This is a genomic window from Ruegeria sp. P8, assembly GCF_056534665.1.
On sequence record NZ_JBQERC010000021.1, the window covers coordinates 19,579 to 37,485 of the forward strand.

A 17,907-nucleotide genomic window follows, 5' to 3' on the forward strand; every position below is an offset into this window, starting at 1 on the left:
GTCCCTTGGTCCGCCGCAACTCAGGCGGCGATTTCTTTCATGACAGCCAGAAATCTGGCGACTTCGCCGATCGAGTTGTAGTGGCACATCGAGACCCGGACGCAGGCGTCATAACCCAGCGGCGTCAATATGTTGCCAGAGTAGTGGTCGGCCTTGCGCAAATGGGTGCGAATACCCTCATCGTTCAGCCGTTTGACGACATCCGCCGAGGCCACGCCCTGCACGCGCAGCGACACCAGCCCTTCGCGAGCGGGGTTGTCGGCACCGCCCAGAATGGTGACCTTCTCCATCTCGGCCAGACCGCTCAGGTTGCCGGTGCCGTGGATCATCGCGTCGGTCAGTGCCTTTTCCTGCGCGTGGATGGCTTCGCCCGCTGCCAGAAATCTGGCACGCCGGTCGGTGGCGTCGCTGACCTGACTGCCAAGCCATTCGAAATAAGACACAACGTCGGACATGGTCGCATAGGCCCCTGTATCGCGCGTGCCCATTTCCCAGTTATCTGTCGGACCGTCCAAAAGGGCATTGTGTTCAAGCCGCGTCAGCCGGTCGGAAATCCACGCAACGCCGTAGCCATGGCGTGAAAACACCTTGTAGGGCGAGATCACGTAGCCGTCGACGTCATACGCGCTGAGATCGATCCGGCCATGGGCGGCGTGCTGGATGCCATCGACAATGATGAAACAGTCTGGCGCCACGGCGCGGATCGCCTGCGAAACAGCGGCCACATCGACGCCCATGCCCGTCACGGGTGAGGTGTGCAGGATTGTCGCCACTTTGGTGTCGGGGGTGACGGCCGCAGCATAGGCGTCGGCAGTCACGGTGCCGGTATCGTCATCGTGGGGCACCAGCACATGGGTCTGCCCGGCAATACGGGCCCAGCGATCACAGGCTGACCGTGTGGCGGGGTGTTCCAGTGTCGACCCCAGCACAATCCCCGGACCGGTTCCCAGACAGGCGTTCATGATCAGCCGGAACAGAAGTTCGGTGCCGCTTTCACCGACAAAGAACTGACCACCGGGTGCATTCATGAAATCCCGCATATCGGCCTTGGCCGCGTTGATCGTGGCAACCAGCGCATGAGACCCCGGATTGTCGCGCCCCTGATTGTCGGGGATGGCGGCGTGACGTGCCGAGCTGTCCAGCACGGATTTCAGTGTCAAAGCGCCACCGGCGTTTTCGAAAAATACCCGCTCGCCCTGTTCGGGGCAGTGATCGATCTGGGCAAAACGGTCGCGGATCTGGTTCAGCAGGTTTTTCGAAATTTGGCTCATGAAAAGCGGCACCTTTTTGTGTTGTGAACGTATGATGTTTCAGACAAGCCTAAGATGGTTTCCCCGCGGGGCAGGCCAATTTCCCGTGACTGTGCGGCTGGTTCAACATGTACTTCAATCCCGAGCGGCCCTTATTCCGACTATGGCGTAGAGGGCGCGGTATCTTGTTCTTTTGCGACGTAAATACAGTCACGTCTGCGACACGGCGCGTTGGGTGGGCTGGAATACCCGCCCCATATGCCGGTGCGCATCCGCCTTTGATGCGGGCAGCCGACCGGGGCGGTTTCCATGCTTTTGCCTGACCCAAGGCTATAGCAGATCAAACAACCGCCCCGGAACAGTCCCGTGCCTTGGCAGGTCAAGCGCCCGCATCAGGGCAAACATCATGGCCTGATTGGACGTTACAACAGGTTTATCAAGGGCCGCTTCGATCCGGTCTATGGCCTCGACTGCGCGCATGTCGGTGCAGCTGAGTATGATGGCCTCGGCCTTTGGGTGGTCGGCCTGCATGGCAAGGTCGAAAACCTCGTCCGGGGTCAGTTCGCCCTGCCCGTAATTGCCTAGCTCGCGGCCGATATCGGCGCATTTCACCGTTGTGATCCGGTTATGCGACAGAAAATCCATGGCCTGCGTGTTGATCTCGCCCAGATAGGGCGAAGAAAAACCGACCCGGGACACGCCAAGCGCATGGATCGCAGCAACAAGCGCCCCAGCGGCGGTAATACACACCGCCCCCGACGCGGCCCTGATGTCCTGCGACAGCTGGTGGTCAAAGGACGGGCCATGGGTCAGCGTGGCCGAGGTACAGCCATAGAGCACCACATCGGGCCGAACGCCCGAGATCATCTTGAGGTCGTGGCCGATATCCGAGGCCCCCAGACCCGCCATCTGATCCGATCCGGGGATCTCATCCACGTCATAGCCACCCATTCGCTGAAAATGCACCGTCGTGTCCGGGCAGCGCATCAGCATCATGTCAGCTTCGAGATTGGTGTTGGTAAAGGGCACCAGCACCCCGATTTTGGCCCGTGTCCGGGTTTCAAAGGTCATGACGTCACCTCTTTCAGAACAGTCAGGCAGCGCTCCATCACTGCCGTGTCGCAGATCGTGGCGCGCAGGCAATCCGCGAGGCCATAGCCGCCCATTCCGCGAATGAGCAAACCCGCTTTGCGCAACGCGGTATCTGCTTTTTGCGCCGTCGCGGCATCGGCAAAGCGGATCAGGACAAAATTGGTGTGGCTGCGCGGAACAGATAATCCCAGCGCCCGGCACCCATCGGCAAAGCGATCCCGGATGGCGGCGGTTCTGGCAACCGTGTCGCGCATGTGGGGCTGATCCTGCATCGCTGCCGTTGCCATGGCCTGAGAGAGGGTCGATACGTTGTTGGGGTTGAGCAGCTTTCGCAGCTCAATCGCGACCTCTGACGGGAAAAGACCCCAACCCACGCGCCCGCCCGCCAGACCATAAGCCTTTGAGAAGGTGCGTATGACCACGGTATCCCCACGTGCGACGAGGGCAAAGATTTCAGCCGGGTCGTGATCGCGATCGGCGAATTCGGCATAGGCCTGATCGACCACCAGCAGCACGCCCTCGGGCAGGGTGCCGCGCAGGCGGATGATCTCGGTATTCGGGATCAGGGTGCCGGTCGGGTTGCCGGGATTGCAGACAAAGACGATCCGGGTTTCAGGCGTGACAGCGGCCAGAATGTCATCGACCGAGACGGTCAGATCAACCTCGCGCGCTTTCACATAATCTGCCCGCGCCTGCGCCGTGGTTGAGGCCACATAGGCATAGCCGTAATCCGTGCCCAATACATGGTCGCCCGGCCCTGAATAGGCGCGGATCAGGCAGCCGATCAACTCCATCGATCCGGCACCGCACAGGATGTTGCCAGCTGGCACCCCGTGCACCTGAGCGATGGCGGCGCGCAGGTCCGACCAGTCGGGATCGGGATAAAGCGGCATCCGGTGCAATGCCGCCTGCCCCGCCGCAATTGCGGCAGGGCTGACCGGGAAAGCGCTTTCATTCTGGGCCAGAGATACAGTGTCCGGCGCGCCCAGATCGGCCAGCGCATAGGCCGCCATGGCACGAATGTGATCAACAGCGCGGATCATGAGGCACCTCCATAGGCTTTGGCCCCTTCTTCCGTGACCAGACCGCGCCTGAGGTCCAGCGCCAGCGCCTTTGGGTCGCGCGCGGCCGGATCGCCAAAGCCGCCGCCGCCGGGGGTATCGAAGATCAGGTAATCGCCGCTTTCCACGCGCAGCTCGCCCTTGCCCGGAATGTCGCAGCCGCCATCGCGGAACCGGATACGTCCCGGCGCGCCGGGCAGGCCGCCCATGCGGCCCAGAGCCGGGAATTTCAGACGTTCGACCGACAGGAAGACGATGAAGGGGGCATCGTTGGCGGACGTCATCTCGATCCGCTGACCCAATCCTCCCCTGTACTGGCCCGCGCCGCCCGAGTCGGGCAACAATTCGCGTCGCCACATGATCACGGGTGCGACACTTTCGGTTATTTCGACCTGCGAGCCGAACACCCCCGAAGGGTAGGCCGTCGCAGACAGGCCATCCGCGTGGGGCCGCGCCCCGGTGCCGCCGTTGTGAACGGGTTCGATGGCAAATTCACGCCCGCCATTCGCCGCCACTTCGGGCGCGTGGCGCATTGGCAGATCGAACATGCACGAGGCCCCTTCGGCGGGCACCTGATCGGGCAGCGCCTGATGCAGGCAGCCCAGAACCAGATCCGGTGTGACCTGCCCCAGCGTATGCCGCATGGCCACCGGCACCGGATGCTGGGCGTTCAGGATGCAACCCTTGGGGCCGTCCACCGTGAAAGGTTCCAGCGAGCCTGCGTTGTTCGGGATATCCGGCCCGACGATGCAACGCAGGGCAAAGACCGTATAGGCGGTCGCATAGTTCAAAGGCACGTTGATGCCCTTCTTAGAACACCCGGACGTGCCCGTGAAATCGACATGCATCCCCTCTTTGGTCACGGTGAGCGTCGCGTGCAGCTCCAGCTCGGCCTCATAGCCGTCCATGTGCAGCACGTTTTTGTAAACGCCTTTGGGCACCTCGGCGATGGCCTGTAACGCGCCTTTGCGCGAGGTGTCGATGATATAGGTGCCGAGCCTGTCCAGATCTTCGATCCCGAACTCCTCCATCATCGCAACAAGGCGGTTCACCCCGGCCTCGCAACAGGCGATCAGGGCGTAGATGTCGCCCTCATTGGCCACAGGCTCGCGCGAGTTGGCGCGGATGATATCCATCAGCAGCGCATTGGGCGTTCCGGCCTCGACCAGTTTGCAAGGCGGGATCAGCAGGCCTTCGTCATAGATGTCCGAGCCTTCAGGTCCCATACCCAGACCGCCCAGATCCACCAGATGCGAGGTGCAGGAGGTAAAGCCCACCACCTTGCCGTCCTTGAACGCGGGCATCATCAGCAGGAAGTCGTTCAGATGCCCCGAGGCCAGCCACGGGTCGTTTGTCATGTAGATGTCGCCGGGGCGCATGTCCTGCACCGCGAAACGGGCGCGCAGGTGCAGCACGGCCTCGGCCATGGTGTTGATATGGCCCGGTGTTCCGGTCACGGCCTGCGCCAGCATCCGGCCATTCACGTCGAATATCCCGGCGGAAATGTCACCGCATTCACGCACGATGGGCGAAAAAGCTGCGCGGATCAGGGTCTGGCCCTGTTCTTCGACCACAGCCAGCAGACGGTTCCACATCACTTGCAGGCGGGCGGGGGACAGATCAGCGGTCATCATGCGCCTCCTTTCTGGTCCTGTATCAGGACAAGGTTGCCGATTGCGTCCATCTCGGCCGAGAAATCGGCGGAAACGAGTGTGGTTGTTTGTGGTTCATGGATCAGCGCGGGGCCTGCCACATGGTCACCGGGGCGCATATCGGCGCGGGCGAGAAAGGCGGCCTGTTTTACCGTGCCATCCAGATCACAGGTGATGGGGCGCGTCTGCGTGACCTGAAATGCGGTTTTGCCCGGCGTTTCCAACACCGTAGGCACCGCTTTGTCCGGGGTGGCAACGCGAACGGCCCAGTTGAGAACCTCGATCTTCATCCCCGGCACAGGACGTGAGAATTGTTTGCGGTATTCTTCTTCGAATGCGGCTGTCAGCGGGGCGATATCCGGGCGTGTCAGGGCGCGGTCCGGCAACGTAATCTCGATCTCATGCCCTTGCCCGCTATAGCGCATGAAGGCGGTGCGCAGGGTTTCGGTGGGTGCATCCCCTGCCCCTTGGGCGACGACCTCTTTTGCTTCGGCAATCATCGTATCGAACAGGGCGTTCACCCCGTCCATGTCCATGCTGTCGAGCAGAGAATAGCGCGAGCGGACGATTTCGAAAGATACCGGGGCAAACAGGAACCCAACCGCCGAACCGACACCGGGATTGGGCGGGATCACGATACGCGACACCCCGGCGGACCGGGCGACGCGGGTGGCATGCAGCGGCCCGTTGCCACCAAAGGCAATCATGGTGCGCGGGCCAAGGTCCTTGCCGCTTTCGACCGCATGCATCCGCCCGGCGCTGGCCATGCTTTCGACAACGATGCGGCTGACCCCATCTGCCGCACCTGTTGCATCCAGCCCCAGTTTGTCCCCGATCACACGTCTCAGGGCGGCCTTTGCCTCATCGGGGTCAAGCTGGATATGCCCCTCGGCAAAGGTGTCGGGCACGATATAGCCCAGAGTGATGTCGCTGTCGGTCACGGTCGGATCGACGCCACCGCGCATGAAAGCGACCGGACCGGGCTCCGAGCCTGCCGATTTTGGCCCGACCGTCAGACGCCCGAGACGGTCAACACCCGCGATCGAACCGCCGCCAGCACCGATTTCAATCATCTCGATCACCGGAATGCGCACCGGCATTCCCGACCCCTTGATGAACCGCGCTGCGCGGGCGATTTCGAATGAGCGCGATGTCTGGGGGCGCGCCTTGTCGATCAGGCAGAGCTTGGCAGTTGTGCCACCGACGTCAAAGGACAGGACTTGGTCCAACCCGGCACGCGCGGCGATACGGGCGGCCAGAATGGCCCCACCGGCGGGGCCGGATTCCACCAGACGAATGGGGAAGCGCGTGGCGGTGCCGATCGTGCACATACCGCCGCCTGCCGTCATCATCAGGATCGGACAGGTTACGCCCTCGGCCGTGAACTGATCCACAAACCGGGTCAGATAGTTTTCCATCAACGGTTGAATATAGGCGTTGGCCACAGTGGTGCAGAGCCGGTCAAATTCACGCGCTTCGGGGCTGACATCGGACGAGATCGAGACGGTCAAACCGGGGCGGTGTCGCGCCAGAAGATCGCGCAAACGCCGTTCGTGGGTCGGGTTGGCGTAAGAGTGCATCAGGCAGATGGCCACCGCCTCGGCCCCGCTGGCGTCAATCTCGGCCAGCAACCGGTCTACTTTCCCTTCATCCAGTTCAATCAGCACCTTGCCTTCTGCCGACATGCGTTCGCATATGGTCAACGAGCGTTCGCGCGGCACCAGCATGTCCGGCTTTTCAAGGTTGATGTCGTATTGGGAATACCGACGCTCGTACCCGATATCGAGAATATCGCGGAACCCTTCGGTGCAGACCGTGGTCACGACCGCCCCGCGCCGTTCGATCAGCGCGTTGGTTGCCAGAGTTGTTCCGTGAATGAATCCGGTGACATCCTTCAGCGACCGGCCAGTCTGCGCCATGACGCGCCGCGCGCCTTCCAGTGCGCCTTCTGCCGGGTTCTGGTGGGTGGTCAGGGTTTTGGTAGAGGCCAGTATCGTCTCATCACCCGAGACGAGGACCGTGTCGGTAAAAGTGCCGCCAATATCGATGGCGAGGCGCAGAGCGGTTGTCATGAGGTATTCCGTTGTCGTCTGAAAGCAGGCAGGCAGAACGGCCCCGCAGGGCGGTTACCGGCGCGTCGTGACCAGATCACAGCCGGTCGCACGGCGATCCAGACGGGTGGGAATACACTGACAGGTCATACAGTTTTGTCCCCTACTGTGCCCCGCTTCACTAGCTGGTTTACGACAGATTGGCCCGCAAGCGACACATTTGTCACCGCAGAGGGTTCTGCCCTGAACCTGCCTGGGGTCAGTCTAAGGGTGCTTTAGGTGAACCGTTTCGCCGGTTTGCAGGGCCTGCTGCGCTGCCAATCCCATTCGCACCGCCCACAAACCGTCATGCACTGTCACATCCGGTTCGGCCTTGTGCCCGCGCACCAGATCCTGAAACCCCTTGTGCTGATAATAGGTCGAGCCGTTGTGATCTCCGGCAGCCAGCAAACGGGGATCGACAGGGATATCCTGCGACATTGGCCCCTTGGGGTCCCGCGGGCTGACGATGACCTGCGGCACTGGCGGCGTTCCCAGATGGTCGGGCCAGAACCGCCCCGGCCCCGGCACCAGAGCCTCGACCTTGGCGTTGGGTCCGATGGCCGAAATCTCTTCCTGATAACGGGCGCCTTCGGCGAACATGCACAGCTCGAGCATCGCGCGCGCGCCATTGGCGAAATCGACCAGAACATAGCCATGATCCAGTATATCGGGTGTTTCACCCCCGTAGGTTTCGTCCAGATGGTTCACTGCCTGCCCGCCGCTTGCGGTGATTCGCACCGGGTCGGATTGCAGGATCAGCCGCATCAGATCGAAGAAGTGGCAGCATTTCTCGACAAAGGTGCCGCCGGTGTTGCGGTTGAACCGGTTCCAGTCGCCGACTTTCCGCAGAAACGGAAAGCGATGTTCCCGGATCGACAGCATCCTGACCCCGCCTGTGTCCCCGATCTTGTCGATCAGGGTCGTGATAGGCGGCATATAACGGTATTCCATCGCAACCCAGATCGGGTGTGGATAATCGCGCTGAACCTTCTCTAGCCTTGCGGCGTCCTGGGGGTTGGTGAACAGGGGCTTTTCCACCAATAGCGGCAAGGGGCGCGTTTGCGCGATTTCACAGACCTGATCGACATGCAGATGGTTTGGGCTGGCGATGACAAGGCAGTCCAGGTCTTCGATATCCAACACCTCTTGCACCGATTGTACCATAACCGCACCCGGCGCAATCGCCTGCGCGGCTTTTGCCATCCCGGGATCGGGTTCGAATATCGCTGCGACACGCGTGCCGTCCAGCAGGGCGATGTTGTGCAGGTGTTCCTGCCCCATCATGCCACATCCGATCAGCCCGTAATTGATGGTCCGGGTCATGCACGTTTCCTTTTACTTCAGACGTTGGACATAGGTGGCCCGGTCCGGGTCGAACCAGGTCTTTGAAAATTCGACAGGTTCGGATTTGTCCGACCAGCTGAACCGTTCGATATAGCCCACCGTTTCACCGGCGGCTTTGGTGAACGCCACGGGCGTCCAATCGGGCAGCTGACCAATCGATACGCGATCTTCGGCCCGTGATATCCAGAAGCCCAGCTGGTGCTGATAATAGCGGTAGAGTGAGTCCGACAGCAGGCTTCGCTTGATCAGGCCGGCTGATTCGTCCAGCCAGATCTCCTCGACCGCGATGATTGTGTCATTCAGATAGCGCATCCGACGTACGCGCGATCCGGTGTCCGAGGTGCCAAAATCCGGCAGATCGGAAGGTTTCTTCAGATGATCGACCGACAGGATATCCGCACGCGGCAACCCGCCCCCTTGGGGCAATTCCAGCCGGAACATCGCGTAGACGCTGTTCTGAGTTCCGGTCTCGCGGATGTAATTTCCTGACCCCTGAATACGCTCCAACATGCCTTTTTTCTCAAGCTCTGCGAGAGATTTTCGCAGCGTGCCGACCGACACGTTCAGCTCGGCCGCCATATCGCGTTCCGGGGGCAGACGCTCACCATCGATCAAGCGGCCCGCAGCGACATCGCGGATCAGCAGCTCGGCAATCTGAACGTAGATAGGCAGGGCATTGGGGTTTCGGGTGTTGGGGGGCATTTCAGGCGCTTCATTCGGTCGCAGGAAAAATTGATACACTATTGATCTACATCAATGTGATTGCTACGCAAGAGGAAAGTAAAAGATGCACGGAGCGTGAATCAAATGACCATCGTCCCCATCACATCCCCTGATCTGGATGCGGCCGAGGTTTCGTGGTTCGCCGCCTTATGTTCGGACGATTATCAGTTCCTGGGTGTGCCTGATGGTGATCTGCGGTCCAGCTGGGAGCATTGCTCGGCCATCGTGAAGGAGGCCGAGGCGCAGGGGTTCCGCAACATCCTGTGCCCGTCATCGTATCAGGTTGGGCAGGACACGCTGAGCTTTGTCGCCGGTTGCGCGCCGATCACGCAGAAGATCAACCTGTTGGCCGCTGTGCGCTGCGGCGAGATGCAGCCGATCATGCTGGCCCGCACGATCGCGACTTTGGATCACATGTTGAAGGGGCGGCTGACCGTCAACATCATTTCATCCGATTTTCCCGGCGAAAAGGCCGACAGTGCCTATCGTTATCAACGCTCGCGCGAAGTGGTCGAGATCCTGAAACAGGCCTGGACGCAGGAGGAAATCAACCATGCGGGCGAGGTCTACAACTTTACAGGTCTGACAACCGACCCGGCGCGGCCCTATCAGACTGGCGGGCCGCTGCTGTATTTCGGCGGTTATTCGCCCTCGGCGCTGGAGCTGTGCGGCGAGCATTGCGATGTGTACCTGATGTGGCCGGAAACCAAGGATCAACTGGCCGAGCGGATGAAAGCTGTTCATGCAGTGGCCGAAAATTATGACCGTACGCTCGACTATGGCTTGCGGGTTCACATGATCGTTCGCGATACCGAAGCCGAGGCGCAGGAATACGCGGATTACATCGTTTCAAAACTGGATGACGACTATGGCCGCGCGATCCGCGAACGGGCGTTGGATGCAACGTCGCTTGGCGTAGCGCATCAGGCCAGGAATCGTGATCTGGCGGATAAGTACGGGTATGTGGAACCCGGTCTGTGGACCGGCGTCGGCCGCGCCCGCTCGGGCTGTGGTGCGGCACTGGTTGGATCAACCGATCAGGTCATGTCAAAGATCGAAGATTACCGGAAGATGGGCATTCGCGCGTTCATCTTCTCAGGCTATCCGCACATGGATGAGGCCATGCATTTCGGTGCTCGTGTGATGCCGCATCTGAAAACCTGCTCGCTTCCCGAAGCCTACGGGCGTGTGCCCAAGACACCCCCGGCCACACCGCTGGGCAACGGAGTGCGCCGCTGATGCAACGCGTGAAACTATCCCCGACGCTGGAAATGAGCCGCCTTGTCTATGGCATGTGGCGGCTGGGTGACGATAGCGACACCTCGGCAGGGCATGTCGAGGCCAAGATTCAAGCCTGCCTTGATCAGGGCATCACCACCTTCGATCAGGCCGACATATATGGCGGATACGCGGCCGAAGCCATTCTGGGCAACGCCTTGCGCGCCAATCCCGGCCTGCGCCAGAAGATGGAGATCGTCACCAAATGTGACATCGTCGCGCCCGTGGGGCGGCATTCAGATGCGAAGGTCAAATACTATGACACCTCGCGCGCGCATATCCTGAAGTCCATCAACATGTCGCTGTCGGAAATGGCCATCGACCACATCGATCTGTTGCTGATCCACCGCCCCGATCCGTTCATGGACCACCACGAAACCGGCGCTGCGCTGGATGAGGCTGTCGCCAGCGGCAAGGTAGGCGCGGTTGGTGTTTCGAACTTCCGTCCGTGGGACTGGACCCTGCTGCAATCGGCGATGAAAACCCGGCTGGTCACCAACCAGATCGAGATCTCACTGGGCGAGATCGCCCCTTTCACCAATGGAGATCTGGCGTTTCACCAACAGCACGGGCACCATCTTATGGCGTGGTCGCCGCTGGGGGGTGGACTGTTGATGGCCGGAAACCCACCCGTTGGGGTTGTTGCCGATGAAATCGCAGAGGAGTTCGGTGTAGACCGGGCCGCTGTGGCGGTGGCCTTTCTGCTGGCTCATCCGGCGGGCATTCTGCCGGTTCTGGGCACCAACAACCTGAACCGTATCAAACGCATCTCGGACGCGCTGAAAGTCACAATTGATCGCGAAACCTGGTTCCGCCTGTACGAGGCGGCGCTGGGGCATGAGGTAGCATGATGAACGCAATCTCAAGGAACATGACCCACACTTTTGTGCCACACAAGGACGACACCCGAACCCTGCGGGATGCTTTTGGGCGGTTTGCAACCGGCGTTACCATTGTGACATGCGACAGCGGTGACGGCCCGATCTGCATCACAGCCAACAGCTTTTCGTCGCTGTCGCTGGACCCGCCACTGATCATGTGGGCCGGCGACCGCAACTCGCGCCGGTTCCCCTATTTTCGCGCGGCACGGCATTTCACGGTGCATGTGTTATCGTCAGCGCAGGCCGAACTGTGTTTTGGCTGCTCGAAAGATGCCCATGCCCTGCGCGACATCCGGCATGAGCGCTGTGCAAACGGCACCCCGCTGCTGTCGGATTGCCTGGCACGATTTGAATGCGAACAACATGCCTATCACGACGCGGGCGATCACGTGATCGTAGTAGGCAAAGTCCTGAAGGCCAGCATGAGCGACGGCGACGCGCTGACGTTCTACGCCGGGAAAATGGGCCAATTCGCGCAGCACTAAGCGCGATCTGACGACTGCGGGACACACCTGCGGCTGAACAAGGGAGGATCCGCATGGGCGGACTGGCATCGGTGCTTGCGCCGATAGCATTTGTGAACGAAACCGTGCTGCGTCTGGGCCGCGCGGTTGGCGTTGTTGCGATTGCATTCATGGTCATCGCAATCCTGATTCAGGTGTTCTTCCGATACGTTCTGGGCAACGCCCTGCCCTGGCCGGATGAGGCCGCGCGGTTCTGCATGTTGTGGATGACCGGGTTGATGGCACCGACGGCCTTTCGGCGCGGCGGTTTTGTAGCTATCGACATGCTGCAACGGTTTTTGCCGCGTATGCTCGGCCTGTCGCTCAATCTGTTCCTCCTGCTGATCTCGCTGGCCGTGCTTTTGGTTGCGGTCAATATCGGCTGGTCCGAGGTCACGGGCTTTGGCGGCAGGTTCGCCACCGCCGCCCTGTACCTGCCAACATCGCTTGGGTTTGACGAGTGGTATCGCATTCCGCGCAGTTGGATGATGGCTTCGCTGCTGGTGGGCATCATTCTGCTGATCTCGGTCAATATCGAGCTTATCCTGCGTTCCATGGTCACCTTGCTTGGCGGCGCGCATCTTTTGCCGGACATTCCCGACGCAGCGGTGGGGGCCGAATAGATGCTGATCTGGTTCCTGCCCACTTTCCTGATTTTCCTGCTGATTGGCCTGCCAGTCTTCTTCGCGCTTCTGGCGGCGCCCGGCATCCTGCTGTGGCTGAACGGGCAGACGAACGACATCACCCTGCTTTATCGCAATGTCTACAACGGCATGGACAGCTTTCCACTGATGGCCATCCCGTTCTTCATGCTGGCCGGTGAAATGATGAACCGTGGCGGCATTACCATCCGCCTCGTCGAATTCAGCCAGGCCCTGATGGGCCATCTGCGTGGCGGGCTGGCGCATGTAAACGTGCTGAGCTCGATCCTGTTCGCGGGCCTTTCGGGATCTGCGGTGGCTGACACGTCCGCCCTGGGGTCGATGCTGATCCCGGCGATGGAAAAACAGGGCTACACCCGAAAATTCGCCGCCGCCATCACAGCCGCGAGTTCGGTGATCGGGCCGATCATCCCGCCCTCGGGCATTATGATCATCTATGCCTATGTCATGGGAGAAAGCGTGGCCGCCCTGTTTCTTGCAGGCATCGTGCCCGGAATCATGGTGGGTGTCGGCCTGATGGTGATGATCAAATTCATGGCCGACAAGTACGATTTTCCCGTCGCCAGCCGGAAATACACATGGGATGAGCGGCGCAAAGCCAGCCTCAAGGCGTTCTTCCCGCTGATGACGCCTGTGATCATTCTGGGCGGCATTCTGGGGGGTATCTTTACCCCGACCGAAGCCGCCGCAGTCGCTGTGGGCTACGCCTTTATCATCGGGTTTTTCGTTCTGCGCACACTGACCCTGAGGGAAATTCCCGACGTTCTGAGCAATGCAGGTATGACGTCGGCCGTAGTGTTGCTGCTGGTTGGCGCAGCAATGGCGTTCAAGACCGTGGTCAGCCTGAGCCATGCCCCGGAACAATTGGCCTCGTTGATCCTCAGCCTGTCGGAAAATCCACTGATCCTGTTGTTCCTGATTAACCTGTTGTTGTTCATCGTTGGCATGTTTCTGGACGCAGGCCCTGCGATCATCATCCTTGGGCCCATCCTTGGCCCGATTTTCACCAGTCTCGGTGTGGACCCGATCCATTTCGCCATCATCATGAGCGTCAATCTGACCGTCGGCCTTGCAACGCCCCCCATGGGGCTGGTGCTGTTCGTGGCCGCCGCCGTGTCGCGGGAGCGGGTCGAGACGATCGCCAAGGCGATCCTGCCGTTTCTGGCGGTCGAAATCATCGTGATCTTTCTGATCACCTACATCCCCGCACTATCCATGACGATCCCGAGGATAACGGGATTTGCAAACTGACTGAGTATCACAGGGAGGAAACGCATGCTCGGAAACTTCATCAAAACAGCGGCGATTGCCACATCGCTTGTGGCCGCGTCTGTGGTCGCGGCGACGGCTGCGGACTATACGCTGCGCGCCACTGCCAATTCGAACGAAAATGACGAGGATTATGACGGTCTTATCGTTTTCAAGAACTATGTCGAGGCGGCGTCGAACGGCGCCATCGAGGTTGAGCTGTTCATCGGCACCCAGCTGTGTTCGAACGGTGCTGAATGCCTGCAGGGCGTGGCGGATGGCACCATCGATATCTATATCTCTACCTCGGGCGGGGCGTCGGGCATCTTTCCTTACGTGCAGGTTCTGGACCTGCCCTATCTGATGGCCGATGACCGGATCGCCGAGCATGTTCTGTCGGGCGATTTCACCCGCACCATGCGCGACATGGCGCTTGAGGATTCCGGCGGCGCGATCCGCCTGATGACCATCGGCAACACCGGTGGCTGGCGCAACTTCGCCAACACAAAACACCGCGTCGCAGAGCCTGCCGACATGGAAGGTCTGAAAATCCGTACTGTTGTCGCCGACCTGCCGCAGGAACTGGTCAAGGCCCTGGGCGCGTCACCTACACCGATCCCGTGGCCGGAACTCTTCACCAGCTTCCAGACCGGCGTTGTCGAGGGGTCAAAGAACGGCATCACCGACATCATGGGCATGAAGTTCCCGGATGCCGGCCTGCAATATGTCACGTTGGACGGGCACGCCTATATGGGTGCGCTGTGGTGGATGAACAACGCCAAGTTCCAGGCGATGCCGGAAGATATGCGTCGGGTCGTTGTCGATGGGTTCTACGCCCTGCAACAGGCCACCTTTGCCTCGCCCAAGCGCAAGTCGATCCAGGCCTATGAGGACTTCGTCGCAGGTGGCGGCGACCTGTATGTCCCGACGCCCGAGCAGAAGGCCGCGTTCAAAGCTGCGGCTTCGCCTGTCTATGACTGGTTCCAGACCAATGTTGCCCGTGGTGATGAAATCTTTGCAGCGCTGACCGAAGCCGTCGCAGCGGCTGAGGCGGATGTGAACGCCTCGCGCAATGCGGACCTGAACTAAACGGATGGGTCGGGCCTTGTGGCCCGGCCCTTATCGAAACGGGTACATCCACCCTTTGTAGTCGTTGACCAGAACATGCGCCTTCTCGATCTGCTCCGGCGACATTTTCTTGATCACTTCCTCAAGGCTGATCGCAGCATCGGGATCGCCGCCAATGGCGCTGAGCGTGTACCACATATAGGCCCGCACCAGATCGGGCGCGGGCATTCCCAGACCCAGTTCGTAGTACCAGCCGACCCCCGACTGTGCGCCCGGATGCCCCTTCATCGAGGCACGCAGATACCATTCAAACGCTCTTTCGTGATCCTGCTCGACCCCAAGACCCAACCCGTACATCACACCAATCAGTTCCTCGGCCTCGGCATTGCCCGACCGGGCGGCAGGCAGCAGTTCCTCGCGCGCGGCTTCAAACTCTCCGGCCTCCATCATGTCACGGGCCTGTTCCAGTTCAGCCAGAGCCGGGGTCGCAAGAAAACAAAGGGTAAAGAGAAACTGGCGCATTGGGCGATTGTCCTCGTTTGGGCGGGGGCCGCGGTGGCGCAGGACCTGCCGCGCCCGCTGACGGATGATGACTTTATCCCATTTGATATGGAACAGGCCGCTATCGGTCATCAACTGTTTTACGATCCGATCCTGTCAGGCAATCAGAACATTTCATGCGCCCATTGCCATCACCCCGATTTCGGCACCTCTGACGGGTTGTCCCTGGGGATCGGCGAAGGCGGACAGGGGTTGGGGCCGGACCGCACACCGGGCACCGGCGCGGACAGGATCCGCAAACGCATTCCCCGAAATGCGCCGGGGTTGTGGAACCTCGGGGCAAAGGACATTCATACCGTTTTCCACGATGGCCGCCTGAGCATCTCGAACATCTATGGCAACGGGTTCAATTCGCCTGCACAGGAATGGCTGCCCGGGGGATTGAACTCGCTTTTGGCAGCGCAGGCCTTGTTCCCGCTGACCGCGCAATTCGAGATGGCCGGTAATGTCGCCGAAAATCAGGTGACCGGCGCGGTTCACGACAGGATCGACAAGGGCTGGCCGATCCTTGCCAAACGCGTGCGGACCGATCCGCGCTATGGCCCCGCCATAGTCGCGGCTTTTGACGACATCGAGACCACCGAAGACATCACGATCACCCAGATCGCCAACGCGCTGGCGGCCTTCATGGCCATTGAATGGCGCAGCACCGACAGCCCATTCGACCAGTACTTGGCCGGGGACAGGGATACGCTGTCAGACGTCCAGAAAGACGGGATGAACCTGTTTTATGGCAAAGCGCGATGTGCGACATGCCATGCGGGATCGTTGATGTCGGACCAAGAGTTTCACGCGCTGGGTTTGCCCCCTTTCGGGCCGGGCCGGACCCGGCAATGGGACCCATATGCGCGGGACGTTGGCCGGATGGCGGAAAGCAACCGCCTGGAAGACGCCTATCGCTTTCGCACTCCGATGCTGCGCAATGTCGCCCTGACTGCGCCCTACGGGCATAACGGTGCTTTTACGGACCTCGAAAGCATGATCCGTCACCATCTTGACCCACAGACCAGCCTTGCCAAATGGAAACCCGAAATGGCTGCGTTGCCCAAGGTTCCCTGGCTGCAAGAGGCGGATTTCGTGGTGTGGGACGACCGGTTCGAAATGGAACGCCAGCGCAGCAGGATCGACATTGTGCCAGTGACGCTGTCGGATGTGGAAATCGCCGCCCTGGTCGCATTTCTGCATTCCTTGACGGGCACCGGCGTTGGCTCTCCTCCTTTCGGGGTGCCGGCCGATTTCAACCCCTGATGGCGGTCACGCCATAATGACAATTATTCCGGCATAATGTCGGATAAGTCGATCACTTCGTCAAATTGCGGCCTATGAAATGTCTGGCCAGCCTTGCACCATAATATCAGGAACAGAAATTTACGGAGACGTTGATGTCCTGGAATATTTGCGTAATCGGGGCTGGCAAGATCGGTCAGATGATCGCGACGCTGCTGAGGGCCTCGCCAAACTATACAGTGACTGTGGCCGACCATGACCTGAAAGCATTGGGTGAAATCACAAGGCTTGGTATTGGCACGAAGCAGATTGATGCCCGGGATGCGGACAGTCTGGCAAAGGAACTGACCGGGTTTAACGCCGTGGTTTCAGCGGCACCGTTCTTTCTTACTCCAAACATTGCCAAGGCCGCCAAAGAGGCGGGCGCGCATTATTTTGACCTAACCGAAGACGTCGCGGCCACCGAGGCCGTACGCCAGCTGGCCGAAGGCAGTGAGACGGCTTTCATGCCGCAATGTGGTCTGGCACCTGGTTTTGTGGGTATCTCCGGAGCCGCGCTTGCCGCAGAGTTTGATGAACTGGACAGCCTGCATATGCGGGTGGGCGCGCTGCCGCTTTATCCGACCAATGCACTGAAGTACAATCTGACCTGGTCGACCGATGGGTTAATCAACGAGTACTGCAATCCCTGCGACGCCATTGTGAACGGCAAACTGGTCAAGACCGCGCCGCTGGAAGATTACGAGATTCTGGGTCACGATGGCGTGGAATACGAATGCTTCAACACCTCGGGCGGGTTGGGCACGCTGCCGGAAACACTGGAAGGCAAGGCGCGGGCCGTGTCTTATCGCACGATCCGGTATCCCGGCCATTGTGAAATCCTGAAACTGTTGCTGCACGATCTGGGACTGGAACGCCGCCGCGATCTGCTGAAAGAGATCTTCGAGACCGCCCTGCCCCGCACTGATCAGGACGTTGTGCTGGTCTATTGCACGGCCAAGGGCATGATCAACGGCGTTCTGCGCGAGAAATCCCTGATCAACAAGAGCTTTTCCCGAACCATCAATGGGCAGGTCTGGAGTGCCATTCAGGTCACCACAGCTGCGGGTATTCTGGGCGTCGTTGACCTGATGCGCACCGGCACGCTGCCTTCGAAAGGGTTCGTCCGGCAGGAACAGGTCAAACTGAACGACTTCCTGAATACAGAATTTGGCCAGCTGTATCGTGCTGGTGACGTGACCCGGCAAAACAAGGCGGCCTGAGA

General features: G+C 60.2%; 16 protein-coding genes. 8 read left to right on the plus strand and 8 right to left on the minus strand.

From position 1 onward, the window contains the following. Positions 1 to 20 precede the first annotated feature (20 nt). The 7 genes from ACR0BZ_RS17770 to ACR0BZ_RS17800 all read right to left on the minus strand — a co-directional run bounded on the left by ACR0BZ_RS17770 (position 21) and on the right by ACR0BZ_RS17800 (position 9,194). Complete coding sequence (locus tag ACR0BZ_RS17770; RefSeq protein ID WP_480920899.1) at positions 21 to 1,271, minus strand: aminotransferase class V-fold PLP-dependent enzyme; 1,251 nt, start codon at positions 1,269 to 1,271, stop codon at positions 21 to 23. A gap of 309 nt (positions 1,272 to 1,580) precedes the next feature. Next, positions 1,581 to 2,321 carry a maleate cis-trans isomerase family protein gene (locus ACR0BZ_RS17775; RefSeq protein WP_480920900.1) on the minus strand — a complete coding sequence of 247 codons (741 nt, stop codon included), beginning with the start codon at positions 2,319 to 2,321 and terminating at the stop codon, positions 1,581 to 1,583. Beyond that, positions 2,318 to 3,385, minus strand: a complete 1,068-nt coding sequence (locus ACR0BZ_RS17780) for a pyridoxal phosphate-dependent aminotransferase (RefSeq protein ID WP_480920901.1) — start codon at positions 3,383 to 3,385, stop codon at positions 2,318 to 2,320. The genes ACR0BZ_RS17775 and ACR0BZ_RS17780 overlap by 4 nt, the downstream gene beginning before the upstream one ends. Further along, positions 3,382 to 5,034, minus strand: a complete 1,653-nt coding sequence (locus ACR0BZ_RS17785; RefSeq protein ID WP_480920902.1) for a hydantoinase B/oxoprolinase family protein — start codon at positions 5,032 to 5,034, stop codon at positions 3,382 to 3,384. The genes ACR0BZ_RS17780 and ACR0BZ_RS17785 overlap by 4 nt, the downstream gene beginning before the upstream one ends. Continuing rightward, entirely contained in the window at positions 5,034 to 7,127 is a 2,094-nt protein-coding gene (locus ACR0BZ_RS17790) for a hydantoinase/oxoprolinase family protein (protein ID WP_480920903.1), read from the minus strand. The genes ACR0BZ_RS17785 and ACR0BZ_RS17790 overlap by 1 nt, the downstream gene beginning before the upstream one ends. 243 nt (positions 7,128 to 7,370) lie before the next feature. Further along, the gene (locus ACR0BZ_RS17795) at positions 7,371 to 8,471 is read right to left on the minus strand and encodes a Gfo/Idh/MocA family protein (protein WP_480920904.1); all 1,101 of its coding nucleotides are present in this window, start codon (positions 8,469 to 8,471) and stop codon (positions 7,371 to 7,373) included. A 12-nt stretch (positions 8,472 to 8,483) separates the two neighbouring features. Beyond that, positions 8,484 to 9,194, minus strand: coding sequence for a GntR family transcriptional regulator (locus ACR0BZ_RS17800; protein WP_480920905.1), 711 nt, complete (start codon positions 9,192 to 9,194; stop codon positions 8,484 to 8,486). 105 nt (positions 9,195 to 9,299) lie between these two features. Between ACR0BZ_RS17800 and ACR0BZ_RS17805 the strand changes: the two genes are divergently transcribed. The 6 genes from ACR0BZ_RS17805 to ACR0BZ_RS17830 are packed head-to-tail and all read left to right on the plus strand — an operon-like array spanning position 9,300 to position 14,876. After that, the gene (locus ACR0BZ_RS17805) at positions 9,300 to 10,454 is read left to right on the plus strand and encodes an LLM class flavin-dependent oxidoreductase (protein WP_480488968.1); all 1,155 of its coding nucleotides are present in this window, start codon (positions 9,300 to 9,302) and stop codon (positions 10,452 to 10,454) included. Next, positions 10,454 to 11,344, plus strand: coding sequence for an aldo/keto reductase (locus ACR0BZ_RS17810; RefSeq protein WP_480920906.1), 891 nt, complete (start codon positions 10,454 to 10,456; stop codon positions 11,342 to 11,344). The genes ACR0BZ_RS17805 and ACR0BZ_RS17810 overlap by 1 nt, the downstream gene beginning before the upstream one ends. Then, positions 11,344 to 11,859, plus strand: a complete 516-nt coding sequence (locus tag ACR0BZ_RS17815; RefSeq protein WP_480477541.1) for a flavin reductase family protein — start codon at positions 11,344 to 11,346, stop codon at positions 11,857 to 11,859. The genes ACR0BZ_RS17810 and ACR0BZ_RS17815 overlap by 1 nt, the downstream gene beginning before the upstream one ends. 53 nt (positions 11,860 to 11,912) lie before the next feature. Then, entirely contained in the window at positions 11,913 to 12,500 is a 588-nt protein-coding gene (locus ACR0BZ_RS17820) for a TRAP transporter small permease (RefSeq protein ID WP_480774360.1), read from the plus strand. Further along, positions 12,501 to 13,790, plus strand: coding sequence for a TRAP transporter large permease (locus tag ACR0BZ_RS17825; RefSeq protein WP_209599366.1), 1,290 nt, complete (start codon positions 12,501 to 12,503; stop codon positions 13,788 to 13,790). Positions 13,791 to 13,814: 24 nt separating this feature from the next. Then, positions 13,815 to 14,876, plus strand: coding sequence for a TRAP transporter substrate-binding protein (locus ACR0BZ_RS17830; protein WP_267365607.1), 1,062 nt, complete (start codon positions 13,815 to 13,817; stop codon positions 14,874 to 14,876). 30 nt (positions 14,877 to 14,906) lie between these two features. Here the strand turns inward: ACR0BZ_RS17830 and ACR0BZ_RS17835 are convergent, their stop codons facing one another. Then, on the minus strand, positions 14,907 to 15,377 hold the full coding sequence (locus tag ACR0BZ_RS17835) for a tetratricopeptide repeat protein (protein WP_480920907.1): 471 nt from the start codon (positions 15,375 to 15,377) through the stop codon (positions 14,907 to 14,909). Between the two features lie 33 nt (positions 15,378 to 15,410). On the opposite strand from ACR0BZ_RS17835, the gene ACR0BZ_RS17840 reads away from it, so the two are divergent. Then, positions 15,411 to 16,664 (plus strand): cytochrome-c peroxidase, encoded by a 1,254-nt coding sequence (locus ACR0BZ_RS17840; protein ID WP_480920908.1) that lies wholly within the window; start codon positions 15,411 to 15,413, stop codon positions 16,662 to 16,664. A 134-nt stretch (positions 16,665 to 16,798) separates the two neighbouring features. Beyond that, positions 16,799 to 17,905 carry a saccharopine dehydrogenase family protein gene (locus ACR0BZ_RS17845; RefSeq protein WP_480547540.1) on the plus strand — a complete coding sequence of 369 codons (1,107 nt, stop codon included), beginning with the start codon at positions 16,799 to 16,801 and terminating at the stop codon, positions 17,903 to 17,905. Positions 17,906 to 17,907: the final 2 nt, after the last annotated feature.

Excerpts from the sequence above, each read along its gene's own strand:
- ACR0BZ_RS17795 (WP_480920904.1), bottom strand. The coding sequence starts at position 8,471 with ATGACCCGGACCATCAATTACGGGCTGATCGGATGTGGCATGATGGGG.
- ACR0BZ_RS17780 (WP_480920901.1), bottom strand. The coding sequence starts at position 3,385 with ATGATCCGCGCTGTTGATCACATTCGTGCCATGGCGGCCTATGCGCTG.
- ACR0BZ_RS17790 (WP_480920903.1), bottom strand. The coding sequence starts at position 7,127 with ATGACAACCGCTCTGCGCCTCGCCATCGATATTGGCGGCACTTTTACC.
- ACR0BZ_RS17775 (WP_480920900.1), bottom strand. The coding sequence starts at position 2,321 with ATGACCTTTGAAACCCGGACACGGGCCAAAATCGGGGTGCTGGTGCCC.
- ACR0BZ_RS17800 (WP_480920905.1), bottom strand. The coding sequence starts at position 9,194 with ATGCCCCCCAACACCCGAAACCCCAATGCCCTGCCTATCTACGTTCAG.
- ACR0BZ_RS17820 (WP_480774360.1), top strand. The coding sequence starts at position 11,913 with ATGGGCGGACTGGCATCGGTGCTTGCGCCGATAGCATTTGTGAACGAA.
- ACR0BZ_RS17815 (WP_480477541.1), top strand. The coding sequence starts at position 11,344 with ATGAACGCAATCTCAAGGAACATGACCCACACTTTTGTGCCACACAAG.
- ACR0BZ_RS17835 (WP_480920907.1), bottom strand. The coding sequence starts at position 15,377 with ATGCGCCAGTTTCTCTTTACCCTTTGTTTTCTTGCGACCCCGGCTCTG.
- ACR0BZ_RS17805 (WP_480488968.1), top strand. The coding sequence starts at position 9,300 with ATGACCATCGTCCCCATCACATCCCCTGATCTGGATGCGGCCGAGGTT.
- ACR0BZ_RS17810 (WP_480920906.1), top strand. The coding sequence starts at position 10,454 with ATGCAACGCGTGAAACTATCCCCGACGCTGGAAATGAGCCGCCTTGTC.
- ACR0BZ_RS17830 (WP_267365607.1), top strand. The coding sequence starts at position 13,815 with ATGCTCGGAAACTTCATCAAAACAGCGGCGATTGCCACATCGCTTGTG.
- ACR0BZ_RS17845 (WP_480547540.1), top strand. The coding sequence starts at position 16,799 with ATGTCCTGGAATATTTGCGTAATCGGGGCTGGCAAGATCGGTCAGATG.
- ACR0BZ_RS17825 (WP_209599366.1), top strand. The coding sequence starts at position 12,501 with ATGCTGATCTGGTTCCTGCCCACTTTCCTGATTTTCCTGCTGATTGGC.
- ACR0BZ_RS17770 (WP_480920899.1), bottom strand. The coding sequence starts at position 1,271 with ATGAGCCAAATTTCGAAAAACCTGCTGAACCAGATCCGCGACCGTTTT.
- ACR0BZ_RS17785 (WP_480920902.1), bottom strand. The coding sequence starts at position 5,034 with ATGACCGCTGATCTGTCCCCCGCCCGCCTGCAAGTGATGTGGAACCGT.